Genomic DNA, 23,806 nt, shown 5'->3' with positions numbered 1-23,806 from the left:
CTCAGGCGCAGAGCGTGAGCTCGAAAGCGGCGTCTTCCTGCGCCGGGTGCAGGCGGTCGTCTTCGCCATGGCGCATCAGGCGTACCGAGAGCATCAACCGGTTGCCGCTGATCTCGGGGATCAGGCCGGTGGCCGGGTCGATGCGCAGGCGCAGCAACTGGAAGCTGCGGCCCTGGGGCAGAGTCAACTGGAACTGCCCGCCTGGCGCCACCACCTTCTGGGGCGATCCCGACTCGCGCAACATCTTGAGCAGCTGCACGATGGATTCGGCCAGCGGGGCCAGCGGCAGGGACCAGCTGTGCAGATCGGCCCGGCGCTCTTCCGCGCTGTTGTGTTGCCAGTGGTAGTAGGCGGGCAGGTCGAATTCGCAGGTGCCGCCCGGAATGCCGATGCGGCTGCGGATGCTCATCAGCCAGTCGTTCTCGGTCAGCGTCTGCCCCGTTTTGCCCGTCATCTGGTTGAGCTGCGTGAAGCAGTCCTCCAGCCTCTGGATGACCTCGTCCAGCGCTTGCTCGGAAATCATCGGGTTGCCGCGGTAGCCGATGAGCTGCTGCTTGTGCCGGTCCAGATCCTTCAGCACGTCGGACTTCATGTCGGCGCGGGCTGCCACGTCCATGATCTCGAAGATCGTCTGGATCGCATAGTGGTGGTCCAGCGGGTGGCTGCGCGGCACCAGTTCCACCATGCGGCGGAACAGTTGTTCAAGCCGCAGGTAGGTGCGAATGCGTTCGTTGAATGGGTAGTCGTACAGGATCACGGCGGCGGGGGCTTCGCAGGACGGGGCAGCGGGCGGGCCTTCATCATAGCCCGAAGCGCCTGGCGAGCGCCTCTGCGGCGCGCTCCAGCGGGGCGAGTTCGTCGACGTCGTTGAAGACCACCAGGTCGGCCGCGGCCAGGCGCGGGCCGCGTGGGCTCTGGCTGCGCATCACGGCGTCGATGGCCGCCGCATCCCAGCCGTTGCGGGCCTGCACGCGGCGCACCTGGGTGGCCGTTGAGCAGTCGACCACCAGCACACGGTCGAGCTGCGGCCGCCAGCGCGGAGACTCCACCAGCAAGGGTACATCGAACACCAGGCAGGGGGCTGACGACGCGCGCGCCTGGCGCTGGATTTCCGCGGCCACCAGCGGGTGCACGATGTGCTCCAGCGTGTGGCGCGCCTGCGGCTGCGAAAACACATGCTCACGCATGCGCTGACGGTTCAGCGCGCCGTCGCTTGTGACGAAGTCGGGGCCGAAGGTGCTGGCGATCACCGGCATGGCCGTACCACCGGCGGCCGTGCTGGCGCGCGAAATCGCGTCGGCATCGATCAGGTCTGCGCCGCGTGCCTGCAACAGCCGCGCCAGGGTGCTCTTGCCGCTGCCGATACCACCCGTGAGGCCGAGCCGCCAACGCCGGGGCAGGGGCACGCTCACAGGCCGATGGCGGCCAGAATGGCCGACGGGCCGAAGACCATGGCGGTCAGGCCGGCCAGGGCGAGAAACGGCCCGAACGGCACATAGCCGCCTTCGCGCAAACGGCCGTTGAACTTGATGAGCAGGCCGATCACCGCGCCGATCAGGGAGGCCATCAGGATCACCGGGATCAGCGCCTGCCAGCCGAACCAGGCACCGAGCGCGGCGAACAGCTTGAAGTCGCCATAGCCCATGCCCTCCTTGCCTGTGACCAGCTTGAAGGCCCAGTACACCAGCCAGAGCGAGAGGTAGCCGGCGACGGCGCCCCAGAGCGCGTCGGGCAGGCGCGTGTCGATCCATCCCAGGCCGGCCGCACACAGGCCGGCCCACAGCAATGGCAGCGTGATGTCGTCGGGCAGCAGGGTGGTGTCCCAGTCGATGCCCGCCAAGGCCAGGATCGCGGCCGAGAAGCCGCACCAGGCCAGGGCCTCCAGGCTCAGGCCCCAGTGCGCGCCGCACCAGGCAAACAGGGCCGCGGTGACCAGCTCCACCGCCGGGTAACGCAGGCTGATCGATGCCGCGCACTGGCTGCAACGGCCCCGCAGGGCGGCGTAGCTGAGCACGGGAATGTTCTCGAACCAACGGATCTGGTGGCCGCAATGCGGGCAACGGGAGCGCGGCACCATGAGGTTGAAAGTGGCCGCTTCGGGCGCGGCATCAGCCGACTCAGGGGTGGGGGATGAGGGCGTTGCCGCAGACTGCTGCAGTTCGGCACACTCGGCCGCCCAGCGCATCTCCATCATCCGGGGCAATCGGTGGATCACCACATTCAGAAAGCTGCCCACCAACAGGCCGAGCAGGCCCAGCAGCGCCGCTGCCGGCACACTCGCTTCCAGCATCAAACCACCTGACCCAGCTTGAAGATAGGCAGGTACATGGAGACCACGATGCCACCGATCACGGTGCCGAGCACCACGATGATGATGGGCTCCATCAGGCTGGAGATGCCCGCCACCATGTCATCGACCTCGGCTTCATAGAAGTCGGCGGCCTTGCCCAGCATGTGGTCGATCGAGCCCGATTCCTCGCCGATGGCGCACATCTGCAGCACCATGGAGGGGAAGATGTTGGCGTTGGTCATGGCGTTGGTCAGGCTGGTGCCGGTGGACACTTCCTGCTGGATCTTCTCGGTTGCGATGGCGTAGACCGAGTTACCCGAGGCGCCGCCGACTGAATCAAGCGCCTCCACCAGCGGCACGCCGGCCGCAAACATGGTGGAAAGGGTGCGCGTCCAGCGGGCCACCACGGACTTTTCAATCAGCACACCGAAGATCGGCAGCTTCAGGAGAATGCGGTCCATGAAGCGCTGCACTTTTTCGTTGCGCTTCCAAGCCTGCATGAAAAAATAAAACCCTCCACCAAGGCCACCGAAGATCAGCCACCAGTACTCGGTGAAAAACTCGCTCATGGCGATCACGAAAAGCGTGGGAGCCGGCAGGTCGGCGCCGAAGGATTCGAACACCTGCTTGAAGGACGGGATCACGAAAATCATGATCACTGCGACCACCACGAAAGCCACGATGATCACGGCGATGGGGTACATCAAGGCTGACTTGATCTTGGACTTCAGCGCCTCGGTCTTCTCCATGTAAGTCGCCAGGCGGTCCAGCAACTCTTCCAGAATACCGGCCGCCTCACCGGCCTCCACCAGGTTGCAGTACAGGCTGTCGAAGTACAACGGGTGCTTGCGAAACGCAGAACTCAGCGAGGTGCCGGTTTCCACATCGGTGCGGATGTCGTTCAGCAGCCGGGTCACGTTGGGGTTGGGGTTGCCCCTGCCCACGATGTCGAAAGCTTGCAGCAGCGGCACACCGGCCTTCATCATGGTGGCCAGCTGACGCGTGAAGATGGCGATGTCCTTGGGCTTGATGCGCTTGCCCGAACTCATTCGGCGCTTCTTCACCTTGCCCGGCACGATGCCCTGACGCCGCAGGGCCGCCAGCACCTGGTTCTCACCGGCGGCGCGGGTTTCACCGCGCACGGTCTTGCCGTTGCGGTCCTTGCCCTCCCATTCGAAGACAAGTTCTTTGGCGTTTTTCGATACTGCGGTGGCCATGGTGTCCCCTGAGGCTGGTGTCTACGGCGCGCTCACTCGTTGGTCACGCTGAGCACTTCTTCCAGTGAAGTCATGCCCAGCTTGACCTTGAGCAGGCCGGATTCGCGCAAGGTGCGAACACCCTCTTTGCCGGCTTGCTGCGCAATGTCCAGCGCGCTGCCGCCGCGCAGGATGATGCGCTGGATCTCTTCCGAAATGGGCATCACCTGATAGATGCCGACGCGGCCCTTGTAGCCGTTGTTGCAGGCCGAGCAGCCCACGGGTTTGTAGGGTGTCCAGGTGCCGTCGAGGTCTTCGGGCTTGAATCCGGCGTCCACCAGGGCCTTGCGGGGCACGTCCAGCGGTGCCTTGCAGGTTCCGCACAGGCGTCTGGCCAGCCGCTGGGCCGTGATCAGGATCACGCTGGAGGCGATGTTGAACGTGGGAATGCCCATGTTCATCATGCGCGTCAACGTGGTGGGCGCGTCGTTGGTGTGCAGTGTCGACAGCACCATGTGGCCGGTCTGTGCGGCCTTGATGGAAATGTCGGCCGTCTCCAGGTCGCGGATTTCGCCCACCATGATCACGTCAGGATCCTGGCGCAGGAACGCCTTGAGCGCGGCGGCAAAGGTGAGGCCGGCCTTCTCGTTGACGTTGACCTGGTTGACACCCGGCAGGTTGATTTCCGACGGATCTTCCGCGGTGGAAATGTTGATGCCGGGCTTGTTGAGGATGTTCAGGCAGGTGTACAGCGAAACTGTTTTGCCAGAGCCGGTGGGGCCGGTGACCAGCACCATGCCATAGGGACGGCTGATGGCACTCATCAGGCGTTCTTTTTCCTCCGGCTCGTAGCCCAGTGCGTCGATGCCCACCTTGGCGCTGCTCGGATCCAGGATACGGATCACGATCTTTTCGCCGAACAGTGTGGGCAGGGTGCTCACCCGGAAGTCGATCACCCGTTCCGGCCCGATCTTGAGCTTCATGCGCCCGTCCTGGGGCACACGCTTCTCGGAGATGTCCATGCGCGAGATCACCTTGATGCGGGAGGCCAGCTTGTCCTTGATAGCGATCGGTGGCGAGGCAATCTCGCGCAGCTCACCGTCGACCCGGAAGCGCACGCGGTAGTTGTGTTCGTAAGGTTCGAAGTGCAGGTCCGATGCGCGCATGTTGAACGCGTCGATCAACATCTTGTGCAGGAACTTGACCACCGGCGCATCATCGACTTCCGACGCCTTGTCTGCCGTGTCGTTGATCGAGGTGTCGGTGGCGACCTCGTCGAATTCGAAGTCGCCACCGATGATGTTGTCCATGGTGTCGTTGACACTGGAGGTCTGCGTGTCGACCAGCTTGCTGAGCTTGTCGTACTCCGCAATCACCCAGTCAACGCCCATCTGCGTCGCGAACTTGATTTTTTCGGCCGCCTGCTGGTCCGCTGGGTCTGCCGTGGCGACCATGAGTCGGTTGTTGCGCTTGCTCAGCACAACGATGCGGTAGTCGGCGCATATCTTGGGGTCGAGCAAGCCAGCAGGCAACCGCTGCACGTCGATCGCGTCCAGATCCAGCAGCGGAGCGGCGAACGCCACCGACATGGTGTGCGCGAGGTCCGATGCGGAGACGGCGCCGGAGCCCGTCAGTTCGGCAATGAAGCTCGTGCGGCCGCTTTGCGCCTTGCGGTAGAGATCTTCAGCGGCCTTCTGGTCCAGCTTGCCAGCGGACACCAGCGCACGGCCCAAGCCCGGCAAGGCCATGGAACGTGTCTCTTGTGGAGCGGTTTCGACAGACGCCATAGGCATGTAATCTATCGTAAATCAACGACTTGCCCGACAGTATTGAGGCAATGCGTGCTGAAATACCCGATTCTTCCGCGCACGACGTTGTATCCAGGACGCGAATCCAAATGAACGGACGCGTTGCAGCCCTGAACGGTCGCTGCTGAAAAAGTAATCTGGTCGGGGTGAGAGGATTCGAACCTCCGGCCTCTACGTCCCGAACGTAGCGCTCTACCTGGCTAAGCTACACCCCGAAAGACCCTTGGGTCCATCATGGCGGTCGTGGACCGCCGCTGGCTGCTCAGGAGCGTCGCTCCAGCAGACCAGCCGCCAATTGTATCAAAGCCGCGCTGTAGGCATTGACCGGCAACTGCCTTGCCACGTCGATCGCACGCTGAGCCTCGGCGTGTGCACTCACCCGTGCCGTGTCCAGAGCACCCGTTTGCACAATGATGTCGCGAATGGCTTCGAGGTGCGACAAGTCCCCATCTTCAATCGCTTGGCGGATCAGTGTCTTCTGCGCTTCTGAGCCGGCGCGCAGGGCGCAGATGATCGGCAGGGTCACCTTGCCTTCACGCAAGTCATCGCCGAGGTTCTTGCCGAGCGCTTCGGCATCGCCTTCATAGTCCAGTACATCGTCGATCACCTGAAATGCCGTGCCCAGGGCTTGTCCGTATTCGGCGCACAGCATTTCGGTGCGCTCATCGGCCCCGCCCAGGATGGGGGCGAGACGGGCGCTGGCCTCGAACAGCTTGGCGGTCTTGGACCGGATCACGCGCAGGTAGGTGGCCTCGTCGATGGATGCGTCGTGCATGTTCATCAGCTGAAGCACCTCGCCTTCGGCAATGACGTTGGTCGCATCCGACAGCACCTGCATCACGCGCATGTTGTTGATGTCGACCATCATCTGAAACGCGCGGGAATACAGGAAATCGCCGACCAGGACGCTGGCGGCATTGCCGAAACGCTCGTTGGCCGTTTCCCGGCCGCGCCGTAGCGTGGACTCGTCGACCACATCGTCGTGCAGCAAGGTGGCGGTGTGGATGAACTCCACCACGGCGGCCAGTGTGTGGCGAGCCGGGCTCTGGTTGTTGATGGCACCGCAGACCAGCAGCAGCAGGGCGGGTCGCAGGCGTTTGCCGCCTGCCGAGATGATGTATTGGGCCACTTCCCGCACCAGGGGCACTTCGGTGGTGAGCCGCTCGCCGATGACCTGGTCCACCTGCTGCATGTCGGGCTGTATCAGCTCCAGCGGGCTGACGGGTCGTGCATCGTGTGTGGTCAAGGTAGGTGGTGCTGGAGCAGGTGACAAGAGGGATTGGCCCGCGATTATAGAAACCGGACCAAAGACGTCGCTTCGCTGGGGAGATGTGCAGGCCCGCGCAGGCCATCCAGGATGGTGTTTTAGCGGAGTTTGCTGAATCTGTAGGCACATGCTAAACTCTTGGGCTCGGTGGAATTGGGTCCGCCGGGTTTCCATTCGTGGAATTTTTACAAGAGGTTCATATGTACGCGGTCATAAAAACCGGTGGCAAACAGTATCGTGTTGCTGCTGGCGAAAAAATTAAAGTAGAACAGATTGCTGCGGATGTGGGCCAAGAGATCGTGTTTGACCAGGTTCTGGCTGTCGGCAACGGCACCGAGATCAAGGTTGGCACTCCCTTGGTTTCCGGCGCAACGGTCACGGTCACGGTGTTGGCCCATGGCAGGCACGAGAAGGTCAGCATCTTCAAGATGCGCCGTCGCAAGCACTACCAGAAGCGCCAAGGGCATCGTCAGAATTTCACCGAGCTGCAGATTGCGTCGATCGCAGGCTGAGGAGTAACTCAAAATGGCACAGAAAAAAGGCGGCGGCTCAACGCGAAACGGGCGCGATTCCAAGCCCAAGATGCTCGGCGTGAAAGCGTTTGGCGGCGAACTGGTGAGCGCAGGCTCGATCATCGTGCGTCAGCGTGGCACCAAGTTCCACCCCGGCCTCAACGTCGGTCTGGGCAAGGACCACACGATTTTCGCCACGACCGATGGTCACGTGACGTTCTCGTTCAAGGGTGCACTGAACCGCCAGGTCGTGAGCATCACGCCCGTTTGAATCGGGCACTGCGTCGGGGCCGCTTGAGTGTTGGCCTCACGCAAGACGGCACAGTTGCTGTGTCGAATGCAAAAGGCCCGCTTGTGCGGGCTTTTTTGTTTGGTTTTTAATCCTTGCTGGATTCTTTTCCTGGAAAGCATGTCATGAAATTTGTGGACGAGGCCACGATCGATGTCGCCGCCGGCGATGGCGGCAACGGCTGCGCATCGTTCCGGCATGAGAAGTACAAGGAGTTCGGCGGGCCCGACGGCGGAGATGGCGGGCGTGGCGGGCATGTGTTCGCCGTGGCCGATGCCAGCCTGAACACCCTGGTGGATTTCCGCTTCACGCGCCGTTTCGAGGCGCACCGCGGCGAGCACGGCAAGGGCTCCGACATGTTCGGTGTCAAGGGCGACGACATCGTGCTCAAGATGCCGGTGGGCACCATCATTGCTGACGCCGAAACCGGCGAGGTCTTGCACGAGCTGCTGCAGCCGGGCGAGCAGGTGACGATTGCCAAGGGTGGCGACGGCGGCTTCGGCAACATGCATTACAAGAGCTCGACCAACCGCGCGCCGCGTCAGAAGACGCCGGGCTGGCCGGGTGAAAAGCGCACGCTCAAGCTCGAGCTCAAGGTGTTGGCCGACGTGGGCCTTCTGGGCATGCCCAACGCGGGCAAATCGACGCTGATTGCCGCCATCTCGAATGCGCGGCCGAAGATCGCCGACTACCCGTTCACCACCTTGCACCCCAACCTGGGCGTGGTGCGCGTGGCGCCGGAGAAAAGTTTTGTCGTCGCCGATGTGCCGGGCCTGATCGAAGGTGCGTCTGAAGGCGCGGGCCTGGGCCATCAGTTCCTGCGCCATCTGCAGCGCACGCGCCTGTTGCTGCACATCGTGGACGTGGCGCCGTTTGACGAAGGCGTTGACCCCGTCGCGCAGGCCAAGGCCATCGTGGCCGAGCTGAAGAAGTTCGACCAGAAGCTGTATGACAAGCCCCGCTGGCTGGTGCTGAACAAGCTCGACATGGTGCCGGCCGAGGAGCGTGAGGCGCGCGTCAAGGACATCGTGAAACGCCTCCGGTACAAGGGCCCGTTGTTCGAGATTTCCGCGCTCACACGCGAAGGCTGCGAGTTGTTGGTGCAGAAGATCTACCAGCACGTCGCGCAGGTGCACCAATCGCAGCAGGAGCCGGTTGAAGTGGATCCGCGCTTCGCCGCTGGCGCCGACCCTCTTTGACTTTTATCCCAACTGCCCATGGACAGCGCCTCCCTCGCACCGACTGACATCGCGAAGAATTCGAGTGGCACGGACCCTCAGGCCGTGTTCAAGAACGCGCGGCGCATTGTGGTCAAGGTGGGCTCCAGCCTGGTGACCAACGACGGGCGGGGCCTGGACGAAGAGGCCATCGGCCAGTGGAGCGAGCAGCTGGCTGCGCTGGTGCAGCAGGGGCGCGAGGTGATCATGGTCAGCAGCGGCGCGGTGGCTGAGGGCATGAAGCGCCTGGGCTGGGCCGTGCGGCCGAAAGAGATCAACGAGCTGCAGGCGGCCGCGGCCGTGGGCCAGATGGGCCTGGTGCAGATGTATGAGAGCAAGCTGCGCGGCTGCGGCGTGGGCAGTGCCCAGGTGCTGCTGACGCACGCCGACCTGGCCGATCGCGAGCGTTACCTCAACGCACGCTCGACCCTGCTGACCCTGCTCGGTTTGGGCGTGGTGCCGGTGATCAACGAAAACGACACCGTGGTCAACGACGAGATCAAGTTCGGTGACAACGACACCCTGGGTGCCCTGGTCGCCAACCTGGTCGAAGCCGATGTGCTGGTGATCCTGACCGACCAGAAGGGCTTGTTCACCGCCGACCCGCGGCGCGACCCGGCGGCCGAGTTCGTGCACGTGGCGCGTGCTGGTGATCCACGCCTGGAAGCCATGGCTGGCGGCGCCGGCAGTGGCATTGGCAAGGGCGGCATGATCACCAAGATCCTGGCCGCCAAGCGGGCCGCCGGTTCGGGCGCCTCCACCGTCATCGCCTGGGGCCGTGAGCCGCAGGTGTTGTTGCGGCTGGTGCAGGGCGAGGCCATCGGCACGTGTCTGGTGGCCCGGACGCCCAAGAACCAGGCGCGCAAGCGCTGGATATCCGACCACCTGCAGCTGCGTGGTGCGGTGGTGGTGGACGACGGCGCGGTGGGCAAGATCGTGCGCGAAGGCAAGAGCCTGCTGCCGATCGGCATGACCGGTGTCGAGGGCGATTTCTCACGCGGTGATGTGATCGCCGTGCGTGATGCGCGTGGCCTGGAGGTGGCGCGTGGCCTGGCCAACTACGCAAGCAGCGAGGCGCGCCTGCTGTGCCGCAAGTCTTCGAGCGACTTCGAGCGCCTGCTCGGTTACGTCGCCGAACACGAAATGATCCACCGCGACAACCTGGTGCTGGCGCGCACCTGAGCACGCGCGCGCACGGCTCTCAGTGCTGCTGGCTGGAGGGGCCCTTCTTCAGGGCGGTGAGAATCTTCTGCGCGCTGCCATTGATGGTGCGGCCGTCGCAGATGCCACCTTGTGCCAGCATCATGGCCGGGCGGCTGGGACCGCTGAACGAAAGAGGTCGCCATCCGTCCTTGTCGCTGGTGTTCCAGCTGGACTGGTTGTCCCAGCGGCCATAGGTCTTGTACTCGGCGGTCTCACAGCGCACGCCCTGGTACAGCGCGTTGAGCGCACCGCTGCTGCTGCGCGCGACCAGCACGTAACGCACCACGCCATCGGTGCCGACAGACAGGGTCGCGGGATCAATGCCGTAACGCAGGGCTGAGTTGACCGACACGTCGAAGGGCTGCAGGTTGTCCGTGTTGAAGCTTGCCGGGAGAGGCGCCTCGGCTTCGGTCCAGGTTTTTTCTTCAGCGTCGCGGTACTGGGCATGGGCCGCAGCGCCCACCAGCAGGGATGAAAACAGGAAGGCAGCGACCGGCAGGTGTCGCAGCCCCCGAAGGGCAACAGAGGTCATTTGGGCTCGTTGTGCGCAGTGCGCGTGGCGCTCTGCGGGTCGGGATCAAAACTGGCGCCGGGTGGCAACTCCAGTCCGGGCGGCATGCCGCACGCCAGCGCAGGGGGCTTGCTCATGCCTTCGGCGGGTTGGTGGCGAACGCCGCCGCGCAGGTGGCGGTTGCGGCTGTCGTGCCGAGGCAGGTAGCGGGCGAGTTCGGTCAGCGCCATTTCATAGACGCCGCGCTTGAACTCGACCACCACGTCCAGTGGCACCCAGTAGTCGTGCCAGCGCCAGGCGTCGAACTCGGGGTGGCTGGTGGCGCGCAGGTTCAAGTTCCAGTCCTGTGCGACCAGGCGCAGCAGGTACCAGATCTGTTTCTGGCCTTTGTAGTGGCCACGGGCATCACGGCGGATGAAGCGGTCCGGCACTTCGTAACGCAACCAGTCGCGCGTGCGGGCCACGATGCTCACGTGCTCGGGCATGAGACCCACTTCCTCATGCAACTCGCGGTACATCGCCTGCTCAGGTGTCTCGCCCCGGTCGATGCCACCTTGCGGAAATTGCCAGGAGTGTGAGCGTATGCGTTTGCCCCAGAACACCTGGTTTCGCTGGTTGAGCAGAATGATGCCGACATTGGGCCTGAAGCCTTCTCTGTCAAGCATAATCAACCTCAATTTTTTAAACTGTGTTCATTATGCATCGCGCAGCGCGAGTTGCGAAGTGATCACACACCTGTAGCAATTCCGGGTGCAGAAGGCCGATCCGTTTGCGGGTGTGGCCGCGGCACCGGTCCCCAACCTCCGTTTGTCACGCCACCACCTGGCAGAACTCCCGCGCGCCCATGAAAGCATCTCAGTTCCTGATTTCCACCCTCAAGGAAGCACCCGCGGACGCGGAAGTGGTCAGCCACCAGCTGATGACCCGCGCCGGCATGATCAAGAAGCTTGGCGCCGGCATCTACAGCTGCATGCCCATGGGGCTGCGCGTGATTCGCAAGGTGGAGGCCATCGTGCGCGAAGAGATGAACCGCGCCGGCTCGGTGGAGCTGACGATGCCGGTGATCCAGCCGGCCGAGCTCTGGCAGGAAACCGGGCGCTTCGAGAAGATGGGCCCCGAGTTGCTGCGCATCCAGGATCGGCACGAACGCAATTTCGTGGTGCAGCCCACCAGCGAAGAGGTGGTGACCGACATCGCGCGCCAGGACTTCCGCAGCTACAAGCAGTTGCCCAAGAACCTGTACCAGATCCAGACCAAGTTCCGCGACGAACGCCGGCCACGTTTCGGCCTGATGCGTGGGCGTGAGTTCATCATGAAGGACGCCTACAGCTTCGACCGCGACGAGGCGGCGGCCAAGGTGAGTTACCAGGGCATGGCGGCAGCCTACCGCCGCATCTTCGACCGTTTCGGCCTGCGTTACCGCGCGGTGGCGGCCGACAGCGGCGCCATCGGTGGCGACCTGAGCGAAGAGTTCCAGGTGATTGCTGCCACCGGTGAAGACGCCATCGTCTACAGCCCGGCCAGCGAATACGCAGCCAACATGGAAAAGGCCGAGGCCCTGGCGCCGGCCGGCCCGCGCCCGGGTGCGGCCAATGCCATGGCAAAGACGCCGACACCGGGCAAGAGCACCTGCGCCGATGTCGCCACCCTGCTGGGCGTGCCGCTGGCCACCACGGTGAAGTCGCTGGTGCTGGCCACCGACGAACTCAACGAGGCCGGTGAAGTGGTCCAGAGCCAGGTCTGGCTGCTGCTGCTGCGTGGCGACCACGACATGAACGAAGTCAAGGTCTCCAAGGTGCCGGGTCTGGACGTGGGCTTCCGCTTCGCCACCGCGGCCGAGATCGACGAACACTTCGGCTGCAAGCCGGGTTACCTGGGCCCGATCGGCCTGAAGAAGCCGCTCAAGCTGGTGGTGGACCGCGAAGTGGCGGTGCTGGCCGACTGGATCTGCGGCGCCAACGAGGCCGACTTCCACATGACCGGCGTGAACTGGGGCCGCGACCTGCCCGAGCCCGAGCTGGTGGCCGACCTGCGCAACGTGGTCGAAGGCGACGCGTCGCCCGACGGCCAGGGCCTGCTGGCGATCGAGCGCGGTATCGAGGTCGGCCATGTGTTCTACCTCGGCACCAAGTACAGCGAGGCGATGAATGCCACTTTCCTGGGTGAAGACGGTAAACCGGCGTTTTTCCAGATGGGTTGTTACGGCATCGGCATCACGCGCCTGCCGGCCGCGGCCATCGAGCAGAACCACGACGAGCGCGGCATCATCTGGCCCGACGCGATTGCCCCGTTCACGGTGGTGGTCTGCCCGATCGGCATGGACCGCAGCCCGGAAGTGAAGGCTGCGGCCGAGCAGCTCTATGCCGAACTGCTGGCGGCGGGTGTGGACGTGATTCTGGACGACCGTGGCGAACGCCCGGGCGCCATGTTTGCCGACTGGGAACTGATCGGCGTGCCGCACCGTGTGACGATTGGCGACCGTGGCTTGAAGGCCGGCCAGCTGGAGTACCAGCACCGCCGCGATGCGGCCGCCACGCAGGTGGCCGTGGGCGAGGTGGTGGCGCTGCTGAAGGGCAAGCTGGCGGCATGAGTTTGCAGGCCTGGTCGCGCCGCGACTGCCTGCTGGCCGCTGGCTCGCTGGGCCTTGGCGCGCTGCCCGGACTGGCGCACGCGGGCGGGCAACTGGAAGAACCGCTCGCCGATTCGGTGCGTGGTGCCTTGAGTGCCGCAATCGCCAACAGCGCGCCGCCGGTGCCCGAGTTCGCCCAACTGGAGCGCCGCCTGGCCTACCTGCGCTGGCTGGGTGCCAGCAGCGACAAGCTGCAGCGCCGCAAACCCGACTTCCAGACCCGCATCGAGTTTCTCCAGACCCTCTGGTACGAAACGCGGCGCGCCGGCCTGGACACCACGATGGTGCTGGGCCTGGTGCAGGTGGAGAGCGCGTTCCGCAAGTTCGCTATTTCGCGCGTGGGTGCGCGCGGCTACATGCAGATCATGCCGTTCTGGTCGCGCCTGATCGGCGACGGCGATGCCAGTCGCCTGTTCAACATGCAGACCAACCTGCGCTTTGGCTGCGTGATCCTGCGCCACTACCTGGACCGCGAACGCGGCGACACCTTTCTCGCGCTCGGCCGCTACAACGGCAGCCGCGGGCGCGCCGAGTACCCGAACGCGGTCTACGCGGCGGCCAAGGCCTGGGCGCACCCCGACGCCTGAAACCGGCCCCTCACTGCAGGAAGCCGATGCGGCCCTTGCCCGCGCCGTGGCGCGGCAGGTCGTCGGGTTCGACGCGGTAACGCTGGTCCAGCCGGGCATTGCCAAACGCCGTCAACAACGCGCGCCGCATTTCGCGCGGCGCCAGCGTGGCCAGCAGGTCCAGCACATCGGCCGGTGGTTCGGGCTCGAAGCGTTGGCCCCAGTCGTGTTCGCCCAGGATGCCGCGGTACAGGTGCGCGGCGATCTTGCGCGCGGCCTCCGGCGAAGGTGGTGCGATCTCGTAGACGTTCATGCGGTTCATGATGGGCTCGGGGATCGCGCGCTCGTCGTTGGCGGTGGTGACCCAGATCACCTGGCTGGCGTCGATCGGCACCTCGGCGAACTCGTCAATGAAGCTCTGCGCCGTGTCGTGTTCCAGCAGGCTGTAGAGCGCGCCCAGCGGGTCGTACTGCGCGTCGGCCGCGGCCTTGTCGATTTCGTCGACCACGATCACCGGGTTGGCGTACTGGCCATCGACCAGGGCCTCGAACACCTTGCCGGGTTTGGCGCCCTTCCATTGCGAGGACGAACCCGACAGCAGCCAGCCCGCCGTCATGGAGCTCATCGGCACCAGGCTCATGCCGGTGCCCAGCAGGTCGGCGAGCTGGCGCGCGAAGTGGGTCTTGCCCACGCCCGGCGGGCCCAGCAGCAGGATGGGTGTGACTTCCAGGCTGTCCCGGCTGTCCTGGCTCAGGGCGACGTGGCGCTTCACGTCGTCGAGCACCTCGCCGAAGTTGGGCAGCAGGTCGTAGAGCGGTGCCATGTCGGGCACGCTGGAGGGTTTGACGGCGAAGCGTTGTGGGCCGCGTTCCAGCATGCGCTGCCAGGTGTTGCGCAGGCTTTCGTGTTCGCGCTCGTTGCCGCTGGCTTGCAGAAGGGCCAGCTTGCGTTCGACATCGTCGGCGCTGAACACGCTGCGCATCTGGGCGATGGGCAGGCCGAGGGCGGGTGAAGCGACCAGGCTGCGTGAGCTCATGCGGTTCTCCTTGGTTGCGGCGACGCTTTCATTCAAGCACAGGACGTGCCGGATGACCAAGCCGAACAAGGCCGCAAAGCGACCGCAAATGAAGGCACCGGCCCCGGGTGTGTGAAAAGGCGCAGGCCGACAACAAAACAGCCACCCGAAGGTGGCTGTTGGCGGGCAGGAGAACGGCCGGCTCAGGCCTGGCCGTTGATGACCTGCTGCAGTTCGCCCGACTGGTACATCTCCATCATGATGTCCGAGCCGCCGACGAACTCGCCCTTGACGTAGAGCTGCGGAATGGTCGGCCAGTTGCTGTATTCCTTGATGCCCTGGCGGATGCCATCGTCTTCGAGCACGTTGACGGTGGCCAGCGTTCGGGTTTCGACGCCGCAGGCCTTGAGGATCTGGATGGCGCGACCGGAAAAGCCGCACATGGGAAAGCTCGCGCTGCCCTTCATGAACAGCACGATGTCGTGGGATTTGACGAGTTGGTCAATGCGGTTTTGTGCGTCGCTCATGACGAAAAGCTCCTTCGGCGTGGGGATCCGGCTGACCCGGGAACGGCCCACATTATCGCTGTTGCGGCCATTGGCCTCCGCTGCAGCGTTCAATGCCCGCGAGGTCGGCGCGGCTGCCGATGTGGGCGAAGCCGGCCGTGCTCAGCAGGCGGCGCACGGCAGGGGCCTGGTCGTGGCCGTGTTCCAGCAGCAGCCAGCCGCCCGGCTGCAGGGCGGCCGGTGCGCCGGCCACGAGGGCGCGGATGTCGTCCAGCCCGTCGGTACCGGCGGTGAGGGCCGACGTCGGTTCGTGGGCCAGCGCGGGCAGGTGGTGGTCGCCCTCGGCAATGTAGGGCGGGTTGCTGACGATGAGGTCAAAGCGCCGGCCCGGCACCGCCGCCAGCCAGTGGCCGGCCTGGAACTCCACCGCCAGGCCCAGGCGCGCAGCGTTGGCCTGGGCCACGGCCAGCGCCGCGGCGCTGGCGTCGGTGGCGCAGACCGGGTGGCCCGGGCGCTGCGCCTTGAGTGCGAGTGCGATGGCACCGCTGCCGGTGCCCAGGTCGAGCACCGTGGCCGCGCCGGGCAGGGTGTCCAGCAAGTCAAGCGCCCAGTGCACCAGGGTTTCGGTGTCGGGGCGGGGCACCAGCACGCGCGGGTCCACCCGCAGCGTGAGGCCGAAGAACTCCTGGTCACCGCGCAGGTAGGCCATGGGCTCACCGCGCTGGCGGCGTTGCACCAGGGTGTCCAGCCGCGTGGCTGCGTCGGCCGGCAAAGGGTCGCTTTCATGTGCCAGCAGCCAGGCGCGGTCGTGCGGGTCTCGCTGCAGGGCGAGCAGCAGCAGCATGCGTGCGTCGGTGCGGTCGATGCCCGCCGCCGCGGCCTGTTGAAGCGCGTCCTGCAGCGTCACGGGGCGCGACTCCCCGCCGGGAGGAAGCGCTGGGGGGATCATGCGTTTCTTTCCAGTTCGGCCAGCAGCTCGGTGCCGCGCGCCACCTGCAACGCGTGGATGACCTCGTCCAGATCGCCCTCCATCACCTGCAGCACCTTGTAGAGCGTGAGGTTGATGCGGTGGTCGGTCAGCCGGCCCTGCGGGAAGTTGTAGGTGCGGATGCGGTCGCTGCGGTCGCCGCTGCCGATCAGGCCTTTGCGCGTGGCGGCTTCGGCGGCGGCGCGTTCGCTGCGGTCTTTTTCCTGCAGGCGCGCGGTCAGCACCTGCAGCGCCTTGGCCTTGTTGCTGTGCTGGCTGCGGCCGTCCTGGCATTCGGCGGTGATGCCGGTGGGCAGGTGGGTCACGCGCACGGCGGAGTCGGTCTTGTTGATGTGCTGGCCACCGGCTCCGCTGGCGCGGTAGGTGTCGATGCGCAGCTCGCTCGGGTTGAGCTTGATGGCCTCGGTTTCATCGGGCTCGGGCATCACGGCCACGGTGGCGGCGCTGGTGTGGATGCGGCCCTGGGTTTCGGTGACGGGCACACGCTGCACCCGGTGGCCGCCAGACTCGAAGCGCAGCCGCCCGTAGGCGCCCGGGCCGGCGATGCGCAGCACCACTTCCTTGTAGCCGCCGAGTTCGCTGGGCGACTCGCTCACGGTTTCGACCTGCCAGCGCTGCCGTTCGGCGTAGCGGGTGTACAGCCGCGCCAGGTCGCCGGCGAACAGGGCCGATTCGTCACCGCCGGTGCCGGCGCGGATTTCCACGAAGGCGTTGCGCTCGTCGTCCGGGTCTTTGGGCAGCAGCAGGTGCTGCAGTTCGACGTCGAGCTGTTCCAGGTCGGCGCTGGCGCTGGTGATTTCTTCCTGCGCCATCTCGGCCATGTCGGCATCGGGCAGCAGCTCATGCGCGGCGGCCAGATCGGCCTCGCGCTGCAGGAAACGGTTGAACACCTCGACCACGCTGGAGACCTCGGCGTGCTCGCGGCTGAGGGCGCGAAAGCGCTCCATCTGGTCCACCACGTCGGGCGCTGAGAGCAGGGCGTCGAGCTCGTGCAGCCGGGCGCGCTGACGCATCAGGGTGTCGCGGACGAAGGTTTTCATGTGCGGGTGTTGCGGGGCCGGCCACGCCGGCGCGGGCGTGCCAACGCCGGCGCCGGGGTGTGGCCAGGGCCGCTAGTTGGGTGCGTTGCCGCGCCGGTTTTTCAGGGGTTCGTCGCGCAGGAAGAGGCGCGAGACGGTCTGCGCCGTGGCGGCGCGCGATGCGCTGTCACCGGTGTGCAGCTCGGCCAGGGTGCCGTGCAGCATCTTCTGCGTGAGGCCGCGCGAGAGGGCTTCGAGCACGGCTTCCACCGGCTCGCCCTTGGCCAGCAGGCGGCGCGCGCGCGCCATCTCGATGGCGCGCCATTCGGCGGCCTGGGCGTTGATCTGCTGGATCAGCGGCACCACGCCGTGGGATGGGTCGCGTTGCTCCATCCAGTGCATGAAGCTCAGCACGCCGGCGTCGATGATGGCCTCGGCCTGGGCCACGGCGGCCTGGCGGTGGTCCTTGCCGGTCTGCACCACGGTGGCCAGGTCGTCCACGGTGTAGAGGTAGACGTCGGGCAGGGCCTTGACCTCGGCCTCGATGTCGCGCGGCACCGCCAGGTCGACCATGAAGAAGGGGCGGTGGCGGCGTTTCTTCAGCGCACGCTCCACGGCACCCAGGCCGATGATGGGCAGGGTGCTGGCGGTGCAGCTGACGATGGCGTCGAATTCGTGCAGGCGGTCCGGCACGTCGGCCAGCCGCATCACCTGTGCGCCGAAGCGGCTGGCGAGTTTTTCGCCGCGCTCCAGCGTGCGGTTGGCGATGGCCATGGCCTTGGGCGTCTTGGCCGCGAAGTGGGTAGCGGCGAGTTCGATCATCTCGCCCGCGCCCACGAACAGCACCTTGATGTCGCGCAGGTCTTCGAACAGCTGCGAGGCCAGGCGCACGGCGGCGGCGGTCATGCTGATGGAGTGGGCGCCGATCTCGGTCGAGCTGCGCACTTCCTTGGCGACGGCAAAGGAGCGCTGGAACAACTGGTGCAAGGTGGTGCCCAGGGCGCCGGCGTCGCTGGCGGCGCGCACCGCGTCCTTCATCTGGCCCAGGATCTGCGCCTCGCCCAGCACCATGCTGTCCAGGCCGCTGGCGACGCGGAAGGCGTGGCGCGCGGCCTCGTCGTCGCGCAGCACGTAGGCGTGGTCGCGCAGCACCGCGCTGCTCACGCCACCGGTCTGGGCCAGCCATTCGAGCGTGGGGTCCACCGCGGCCTGATCGCCCGCGCCGTACAGCTCGGTGCGGTTGCAGGTGGACAACAAAGTGGCCTCGGGCTGGCGCGCCAGGCTTTGCCGATAGCCGTTCAAAGTGGGCTGGATCTGGTCGATCGCGAACGCAAAACGGCCCCGCAGATCGAGCGGAGCCGTGTTGTGGTTGATGCCGAGGGTCCAGACAGACATGGCGTGATTATAAAATTGAACCCTTATGGTCGCCGACACCCGTTTTCAATGACGTTTTTGGCCTTCTTCGGGCACCTCGCGGGCTTCGTTGCACCGGCCGTTTTCATCGCCTTGCTGCTCTGGACCGTGCCGCGCCTGCGCCGCGCCGGGCGGGCCGCACCGGGTGCCGGCCTGGAGGCCTTCATGCTGGTGGTGGCCGGGGTGGTGGTGTTGCTGGGCGGCCTGGTGCTGTTCGACCGCGACGGCAAGATGGCCACCTACGCGGCCCTGGTGCTGGTGCAGGGCACGCTGGCCTGGTGGCTGCACCGCAAGCGCTGAGCGCTGAACGCGTGGTTCAGCCTTCGGGCGGGAACAGGTCGATGCGGTCGGTGATGATGCCGTCCAGGCCCAGATCCAGCAGGCGCTGCGCGGTGGCAGCGTCGTTCACGGTGTAGGACAGGCAACGCAGGCCGGCCTCACGCGCCTGGGCGACGGTGGCCGCGTCCCAGAGCTTGTGGTTGCAGATGACGGCCACACAACCCAGCGACACCGCCGCGTCGCGCCAGCCCTCCCACAAGGTGTCGAGCAAGAGCCCGCGCGGTAGCAGCGGGGCGGTTTGCTGTGCGCCTTGCAGGGCTTCGGTCTGGAACGAGGTCAACAAGGGCGTGTGCGCCGCATCCTGTGCCCAGAGCCGGGCCGTGGCCTCGGCAACGGCCCGGCCGGTGCGCAGCTCGCTGCCCGGCGTGGGCTTGATCTCGATGTTCAGCCAGTGGCGGTGGGCCTGGCAATGGCGGGCCACCGCCTCCAGCGTGGCCAGCGGTTCACCGGCGAAGGCGCGCGAGTGCCAGCCACCGGCGTCGAGCTGGCTCAGTGCGTGCCAGGGCTGTTCGCCCGCGGTGCCGTGGCCGTTGCTGGTGCGTTCCAGCTCGCTGTCGTGCAGCAGGAAGACCACGCCGTCGGCGCTGAGCTTGGCGTCGCACTCGTACATGCGGTAGCCGTGCGCTGCGCCGAGGCGGAACGCGGCCAGGGTGTTCTCGGGCGCCAGCTTGCCGGCGCCGCGGTGGGCGATCCAGCGCGGATACGGCCACGGCATGCGAGCCCCCACGCTCCCGGTCATTGCCGCTGGCCGGTCTGCGCGTCGAACCAGTGCAGCCGGTCTTCGCGTGGCTGGGCGTGGATGGTGCTGCCGATGGCGGGCGCGCCCTGGTCTTCGTGGGTGCGGATGATCAGCATCTCGTCGCCCAGGCGCGCGTGCACCAGGCGTTCGGCACCAAGCAGCTCCACCGTCTCGACCTGCAGCGCCCAGCCGCTGTCGCCCACGTCGAGGTGTTCGGGCCGGATGCCGAGGATGCTGCCGGGCCGGCCGCCCGGTGCGTTCTTCAGCAGGTTCATGGGCGGCGAGCCGATGAAGCTGGCGACGAAGGTGGTGGCCGGGCGCGAGTACACCTCTTCGGGCGTGCCGAACTGCTCCATGTTGCCGGCGTTCATCACGATCATGCGTTCGGCCAGCGTCATGGCCTCAACCTGGTCGTGCGTGACGAACAACGAGGTGATGCCCAGTTCGCGGTGCAGCTTCTGGATTTCCAGCCGGGTCTGCGCGCGCAGCTTGGCGTCCAGGTTGGAGAGCGGTTCGTCGAACAGGAACACCTGCGGCTGGCGCACGATGGCGCGGCCCATGGCCACGCGCTGGCGCTGGCCGCCCGAGAGCTCACGAGGCTTGCGCTGCAGCAGATGGCCAAGCTCCAGGATCTTGGCGGCCTTGTCCACGCGCGCCTGGATCTCTTCCTTGGGCACCTTGGCGATCTTCAGGCCGTAGGCCATGTTCTCGAAGTTCGTCATGTGCGGGTACAGCGCGTAGTTCTGGAACACCATGGCGATGTCGCGCTGGGCCGGTTCCAGGTCGTTGACCACGCGGTCGCCGATGCGCAGTTCACCACCGGAGATTTCTTCCAGCCCCGCCACCATGCGCAGCAGGGTGGACTTGCCGCAGCCCGAGGGGCCGACGATGACGACGAATTCGCCGTCCTTGACTTCGGCGTTGACGCCGTGGATCACTTGGACGGCCTTGGAGCCGATGCCGTAGCGCTTGACGATGTTGCGAAGGGAGAGTGATGCCATGGCCGCTTCTTGATGTCTGTATGGGGTCGGGGCGGCGGGGGTGGCCCGCCACGTGTTGGATCGCGTATGGAAGAAGAGGCCTACTTTTCGGTGTCCACCAGGCCTTTGACGAACCAGCGCTGCATCAGCACCACCACCAGCGCGGGCGGCAGCATGGCGAGCAGGGCAGTGGCCATCACGATGTTCCATTCGTTGCCGGAGTCGCCGCCAGCGATCATGCGCTTGATGCCGATCACCACCGGGTACATCTCTTCCGAGGTGGTCACCAGCAGCGGCCAGAGGTACTGGTTCCAGCCGTAGATGAACTGGATCACGAACAGTGCGGCGATCGAGGTGCGCGAGAGCGGCACCAGGATGTCCTTGAAGAAGCGCATCGGGCCGGCGCCGTCCACGCGCGCGGCCTCCACCAGCTCGTCGGGCACCGTGAGGAAAAACTGCCGGAACAGGAAGGTGGCGGTGGCCGAAGCGATCAGCGGGATGGTGAGGCCGGCATAGGTGTTGAGCATGCCGAGGTCGGACACCACCTGGTAGGTCGGGCCGATGCGCACTTCCACCGGCAGCATCAGCGTGACGAAGATCAGCCAGAAGCAGATGCCCTTGAAGGGAAAGCGGAAGTAGACGATGGCGAAGGCCGACAGCAGCGAGATCGCGATCTTGCCCACGGTGATGACGATGGCGGTGACGAAGCTCACCCACATCATGCGCGCCACCGGTGCGCTGGAACCCGGGCCGCTGCCGCCGCCAAACAGCGTGTCGCGGTAGGTCTGCCAGAAGTTGCTGCCGGGCAGCAAAGGCATCGGCGCCTGCACGATGTCCTGCGCGGTGTGGGTGGACGCCACGAACGCGAGGTACAGCGGGAAGCCGACGATGAGCACGCCCAGCACCATGATCAGGTGCGAGAGCAGCGTGAGAGTGGGACTGCGTTCGACCATGTCAGTATTGAACCTTCTTTTCGACGTAGCGGAACTGGATGACGGTCAGCGTCACCACGATCACCATCAGCACCACCGACTGCGCGGCCGAGCCGCCCATGTCCATGGCCTTGAAACCGTCGTGGTAGACCTTGTAGACCAGGATCGCGGTGTCGCGGCCCGGCCCGCCCTGGGTGGTGGAGTCGACGATGGCGAAGGTGTCGAAGAAGGCGTACACCACGTTGATCACCAGCAGGAAGAAGGTGGTCGGCGAGAGCAGCGGGAACTGGATGCTCCAGAACCGGCGCCACGGGCCCGCGCCGTCGATGGCGGCGGCCTCGATCAGCGACTTGGGGATGGACTGCAGGCCGGCGAGGAAAAACAGGAAGTTGTAGGAGATCTGCTTCCACACCGCTGCGATCACGATCAGCGTCATCGCGTGGTTGGAGTTGAGCATGTGGTTCCAGTCAAACCCCGACTGGCGCAGCAGGTAGGCCACCACGCCGAGCGAGGGCGAGAACATGAACATCCACAACACGCCGGCCACCGCAGGGGCGACGGCATAGGGCAGCAGCAGCGCGGTCTTGTAGACCAGCGCGCCTTTGATGATGCGGTCGGCAAAGATCGCCAGTACCAGCGAGAGGGCAATGCCGCTCACCGCGACCACGATGGAGAAGAACGCCGTGGTCTTGAACGAGGCCAGGTAACTGGGGTCCTGGAACAGAGTCCGGAAATTCTCGAAACCCACCCATTCCTTCGAGAAACCGAAGGAATCCTGCACCTGGAACGACTGCACCAAGGCCTGGCCCGCCGGCCAGAAAAAGAAGATGCTGATCACCGCCAGCTGGGGCGCCAGCAGCACCCAGGGCAGCCATGCGGAGCGAAAGAGAACGCGCTTTTCCATTATTCGGTCTTTCAAGAAGACAACCCGCCCCGACGCAAACCGGTTGGGTTTGCAGCGTGGCGGGCTATCGATGCCTCACCAGGGGTCTGGCGGGCATCATCGGGCGTTCGGCAAGAACTTACTTGTTGGCGCGCTCGAAACGGACCAGTTGCTCGTTGCCACGGGCCACGGCCGCATCCAGTGCTTCCTTGGGCGTCTTTTTGCCGGCCCAGATCTGTTCGGTTTCCTCGTCGATGATGGCACGGACCTGAAGGAAGTTGCCCAGGCGGATGCCACGGGATTTCTCGGTGGCCTTGCGGATCATCTGCGTCACGGCCACGTCGGTGCCGGGGTGCTTTTCATAGAAGCCGGAAGCCTCGGTCAGCTTGTAGGCAGCGGTGGTCACCGGCAGGTAACCGGTGCGCTGGTGGCTCGCGGCCTGCACCTTGGTGTCGTTGAGGAAGTTCAGGAAGTCGGCCACGCCCTTGTATTCGGCGGCCTTCTTGCCCGACATCACCCACAGGCTGGCGCCGCCGATGGCGGTGTTCTGGGGCGCGCCCTTCACATCCGGGTAGTAGGGCAGGGTGGAGATGCCATAGGCGAACTTGGCGTCCTTGCTCACGCGGGCGTACAGGCCGGAGGTGCCGGTGATCATGGCGCACTCGCCCGAGGGGAAGGAAGCGTCGGGCGCGTTGCCGCGGCCCTTGTAAACAAAGCTGCCTTCCTTGGACGCCTTCGCGAGGTTCTCGAAGTGGCGCAGATGCAGCGGCGTGTTGATCTGCAGACGCGCGTCGTTGCCGTCGAAACCGTTGTTCTTGGACGCGAACAGCGTGTTGTGCCAGAGCGAGAAGCTCTCCAGTTGGGTCCAGCTGATCCAGCTGGTGGTGAACGGGCAGGCGTGGCCGCTGGCCTTGAGCTTGCTGGCGGCGTCGAACACCTCGGGCCAGGTCTTGGGCGCCTTTTCGGGGTCCAGACCGGCCTTCTTGAAGGCGTCCTTGTTGTAATAGAAGATGGTGGTGGAGCTGTTGAGCGGGTAGCTCAGCATCTGGCCGTTGGGTGCGGTGTAGTAGCCGGACACGGCGGAGACGTACTGCGTCGGGTCAAATTTGAACCCAGCGTCGTTGAGCACCTTCGTCACGGGCACGACGGCGCCCTTGCTGGCCATCATGGTGGCGGTGCCGACTTCGAACACCTGGAGGATGTGCGGCGCGTTGCCGGCACGGAAGGCGGCGATGGCGCCAGCCATGGACTCGTCGTAGGTGCCCTTGTAGGTCGGCACGACCTTGTAGGTGGACTGGCTGGCGTTGTACTGCTTGGCCAGATCGTTCACCCATTCACCGAGCGCCGCGCTCATGGAGTGCCACCACTGGATTTCGGTGACCTGCTGCGCGTGCGCAGGGCCGCTGAGGGTGGCGGCAAGCGCGAGGGCGCCGGCCAGTGGGAAGAAACGCTTTTGCATGGAATGCTCCTCGGGAGATGAACGGGAAGGCGTAGCCTAAGGCTG

At 65.4% G+C, this 23,806-nt stretch carries 25 protein-coding genes and 1 tRNA gene; 7 read left to right on the top strand and 19 right to left on the bottom strand.

Going from position 1 to position 23,806, the window contains the following annotated elements; all coding sequences use genetic code 11:
• Position 1 precedes the first annotated feature (1 nt).
• The 7 genes from zapD to HPA01S_RS07220 all read right to left on the bottom strand — a co-directional run bounded on the left by zapD (position 2) and on the right by HPA01S_RS07220 (position 6,486).
• Positions 2–757 (bottom strand): cell division protein ZapD, encoded by a 756-nt coding sequence (gene zapD, locus HPA01S_RS07250; RefSeq protein ID WP_066268333.1) that lies wholly within the window; start codon positions 755–757, stop codon positions 2–4.
• 43 nt (positions 758–800) lie between these two features.
• Positions 801–1,412: a dephospho-CoA kinase gene (coaE, locus tag HPA01S_RS23020; RefSeq protein ID WP_245638591.1), complete on the bottom strand. Its 612-nt coding sequence runs from the start codon at positions 1,410–1,412 to the stop codon at positions 801–803.
• On the bottom strand, positions 1,409–2,290 hold the full coding sequence (locus HPA01S_RS07240; RefSeq protein ID WP_084360521.1) for a prepilin peptidase: 882 nt from the start codon (positions 2,288–2,290) through the stop codon (positions 1,409–1,411). The genes coaE and HPA01S_RS07240 overlap by 4 nt, the downstream gene beginning before the upstream one ends.
• Complete coding sequence (locus tag HPA01S_RS07235) at positions 2,290–3,507, bottom strand: type II secretion system F family protein (RefSeq protein WP_066268330.1); 1,218 nt, start codon at positions 3,505–3,507, stop codon at positions 2,290–2,292. The genes HPA01S_RS07240 and HPA01S_RS07235 overlap by 1 nt, the downstream gene beginning before the upstream one ends.
• Before the next feature lie 32 nt (positions 3,508–3,539).
• Positions 3,540–5,273 (bottom strand): type IV-A pilus assembly ATPase PilB, encoded by a 1,734-nt coding sequence (gene pilB / locus HPA01S_RS07230; RefSeq protein ID WP_066268327.1) that lies wholly within the window; start codon positions 5,271–5,273, stop codon positions 3,540–3,542.
• A gap of 159 nt (positions 5,274–5,432) precedes the next feature.
• Positions 5,433–5,509, bottom strand: a tRNA-Pro gene (locus tag HPA01S_RS07225).
• Between the two features lie 47 nt (positions 5,510–5,556).
• A complete protein-coding gene (locus tag HPA01S_RS07220) occupies positions 5,557–6,486 on the bottom strand; it encodes a polyprenyl synthetase family protein (protein WP_066268325.1) in 930 nt (309 codons plus the stop codon).
• Between the two features lie 275 nt (positions 6,487–6,761).
• On the opposite strand from HPA01S_RS07220, the gene rplU reads away from it, so the two are divergent.
• The 4 genes from rplU to proB all read left to right on the top strand — a co-directional run bounded on the left by rplU (position 6,762) and on the right by proB (position 9,761).
• Positions 6,762–7,073, top strand: a complete 312-nt coding sequence (rplU, locus tag HPA01S_RS07215) for a 50S ribosomal protein L21 (RefSeq protein WP_066268323.1) — start codon at positions 6,762–6,764, stop codon at positions 7,071–7,073.
• 13 nt (positions 7,074–7,086) lie between these two features.
• Positions 7,087–7,344 (top strand): 50S ribosomal protein L27, encoded by a 258-nt coding sequence (gene rpmA, locus HPA01S_RS07210; RefSeq protein WP_066268319.1) that lies wholly within the window; start codon positions 7,087–7,089, stop codon positions 7,342–7,344.
• 143 nt (positions 7,345–7,487) lie between these two features.
• Positions 7,488–8,561, top strand: a complete 1,074-nt coding sequence (gene cgtA, locus HPA01S_RS07205) for an Obg family GTPase CgtA (protein WP_066268318.1) — start codon at positions 7,488–7,490, stop codon at positions 8,559–8,561.
• 18 nt (positions 8,562–8,579) lie between these two features.
• Positions 8,580–9,761, top strand: a complete 1,182-nt coding sequence (proB, locus tag HPA01S_RS07200; protein ID WP_084360519.1) for a glutamate 5-kinase — start codon at positions 8,580–8,582, stop codon at positions 9,759–9,761.
• Positions 9,762–9,780: 19 nt separating this feature from the next.
• On the opposite strand, the gene HPA01S_RS07195 is transcribed toward proB, so the two are convergent.
• Positions 9,781–10,314: a CNP1-like family protein gene (locus HPA01S_RS07195; protein WP_066268316.1), complete on the bottom strand. Its 534-nt coding sequence runs from the start codon at positions 10,312–10,314 to the stop codon at positions 9,781–9,783.
• Positions 10,311–10,958, bottom strand: coding sequence for an RNA pyrophosphohydrolase (locus tag HPA01S_RS07190; protein ID WP_066268313.1), 648 nt, complete (start codon positions 10,956–10,958; stop codon positions 10,311–10,313). The genes HPA01S_RS07195 and HPA01S_RS07190 overlap by 4 nt, the downstream gene beginning before the upstream one ends.
• 179 nt (positions 10,959–11,137) lie before the next feature.
• Between HPA01S_RS07190 and HPA01S_RS07185 the strand changes: the two genes are divergently transcribed.
• Entirely contained in the window at positions 11,138–12,883 is a 1,746-nt protein-coding gene (locus tag HPA01S_RS07185) for a proline--tRNA ligase (protein ID WP_066268311.1), read from the top strand.
• A complete protein-coding gene (locus tag HPA01S_RS07180) occupies positions 12,880–13,509 on the top strand; it encodes a lytic transglycosylase domain-containing protein (RefSeq protein WP_066268309.1) in 630 nt (209 codons plus the stop codon). Before HPA01S_RS07185 ends, HPA01S_RS07180 begins: the two co-directional genes overlap by 4 nt.
• 10 nt (positions 13,510–13,519) lie before the next feature.
• Here HPA01S_RS07180 and HPA01S_RS07175 read toward each other — a convergent pair whose 3' ends face one another.
• The 5 genes from HPA01S_RS07175 to hemA all read right to left on the bottom strand — a co-directional run bounded on the left by HPA01S_RS07175 (position 13,520) and on the right by hemA (position 18,411).
• Positions 13,520–14,524 carry an AAA family ATPase gene (locus tag HPA01S_RS07175; protein ID WP_066268307.1) on the bottom strand — a complete coding sequence of 335 codons (1,005 nt, stop codon included), beginning with the start codon at positions 14,522–14,524 and terminating at the stop codon, positions 13,520–13,522.
• A 182-nt stretch (positions 14,525–14,706) separates the two neighbouring features.
• Complete coding sequence (grxD, locus tag HPA01S_RS07170; RefSeq protein ID WP_066268305.1) at positions 14,707–15,030, bottom strand: Grx4 family monothiol glutaredoxin; 324 nt, start codon at positions 15,028–15,030, stop codon at positions 14,707–14,709.
• Positions 15,031–15,082: 52 nt separating this feature from the next.
• Positions 15,083–15,958 carry a peptide chain release factor N(5)-glutamine methyltransferase gene (prmC, locus tag HPA01S_RS07165; RefSeq protein WP_066268303.1) on the bottom strand — a complete coding sequence of 292 codons (876 nt, stop codon included), beginning with the start codon at positions 15,956–15,958 and terminating at the stop codon, positions 15,083–15,085.
• Positions 15,955–17,037: a peptide chain release factor 1 gene (gene prfA / locus HPA01S_RS07160; protein ID WP_066268301.1), complete on the bottom strand. Its 1,083-nt coding sequence runs from the start codon at positions 17,035–17,037 to the stop codon at positions 15,955–15,957. Before prfA ends, prmC begins: the two co-directional genes overlap by 4 nt.
• 72 nt (positions 17,038–17,109) lie before the next feature.
• Positions 17,110–18,411 carry a glutamyl-tRNA reductase gene (gene hemA, locus HPA01S_RS07155; RefSeq protein ID WP_066268299.1) on the bottom strand — a complete coding sequence of 434 codons (1,302 nt, stop codon included), beginning with the start codon at positions 18,409–18,411 and terminating at the stop codon, positions 17,110–17,112.
• 48 nt (positions 18,412–18,459) lie between these two features.
• Between hemA and HPA01S_RS07150 the strand changes: the two genes are divergently transcribed.
• Positions 18,460–18,729, top strand: a complete 270-nt coding sequence (locus HPA01S_RS07150) for a hypothetical protein (RefSeq protein WP_066268297.1) — start codon at positions 18,460–18,462, stop codon at positions 18,727–18,729.
• Positions 18,730–18,745: 16 nt separating this feature from the next.
• Here HPA01S_RS07150 and ugpQ read toward each other — a convergent pair whose 3' ends face one another.
• From ugpQ to ugpB, 5 genes are all read right to left on the bottom strand, one after another.
• A complete protein-coding gene (ugpQ, locus tag HPA01S_RS07145; RefSeq protein WP_245638590.1) occupies positions 18,746–19,483 on the bottom strand; it encodes a glycerophosphodiester phosphodiesterase in 738 nt (245 codons plus the stop codon).
• A gap of 20 nt (positions 19,484–19,503) precedes the next feature.
• Positions 19,504–20,508, bottom strand: a complete 1,005-nt coding sequence (locus tag HPA01S_RS07140; protein ID WP_066268295.1) for a sn-glycerol-3-phosphate import ATP-binding protein UgpC — start codon at positions 20,506–20,508, stop codon at positions 19,504–19,506.
• A gap of 80 nt (positions 20,509–20,588) precedes the next feature.
• The gene (gene ugpE, locus HPA01S_RS07135) at positions 20,589–21,440 is read right to left on the bottom strand and encodes a sn-glycerol-3-phosphate ABC transporter permease UgpE (protein ID WP_066268293.1); all 852 of its coding nucleotides are present in this window, start codon (positions 21,438–21,440) and stop codon (positions 20,589–20,591) included.
• Position 21,441: 1 nt separating this feature from the next.
• A complete protein-coding gene (gene ugpA, locus HPA01S_RS07130) occupies positions 21,442–22,323 on the bottom strand; it encodes a sn-glycerol-3-phosphate ABC transporter permease UgpA (protein ID WP_066268292.1) in 882 nt (293 codons plus the stop codon).
• A gap of 118 nt (positions 22,324–22,441) precedes the next feature.
• Positions 22,442–23,761, bottom strand: coding sequence for a sn-glycerol-3-phosphate ABC transporter substrate-binding protein UgpB (gene ugpB / locus HPA01S_RS07125; RefSeq protein WP_066268289.1), 1,320 nt, complete (start codon positions 23,759–23,761; stop codon positions 22,442–22,444).
• Between the last annotated feature and the right edge of the window lie 45 nt (positions 23,762–23,806).

The sequence above is a fragment of the Hydrogenophaga palleronii NBRC 102513 genome (assembly GCF_001571225.1).
In the GTDB taxonomy this organism is placed as follows: domain Bacteria; phylum Pseudomonadota; class Gammaproteobacteria; order Burkholderiales; family Burkholderiaceae_C; genus Hydrogenophaga; species Hydrogenophaga palleronii.
This window is presented reverse-complemented; position numbering and strand designations above follow the sequence as displayed.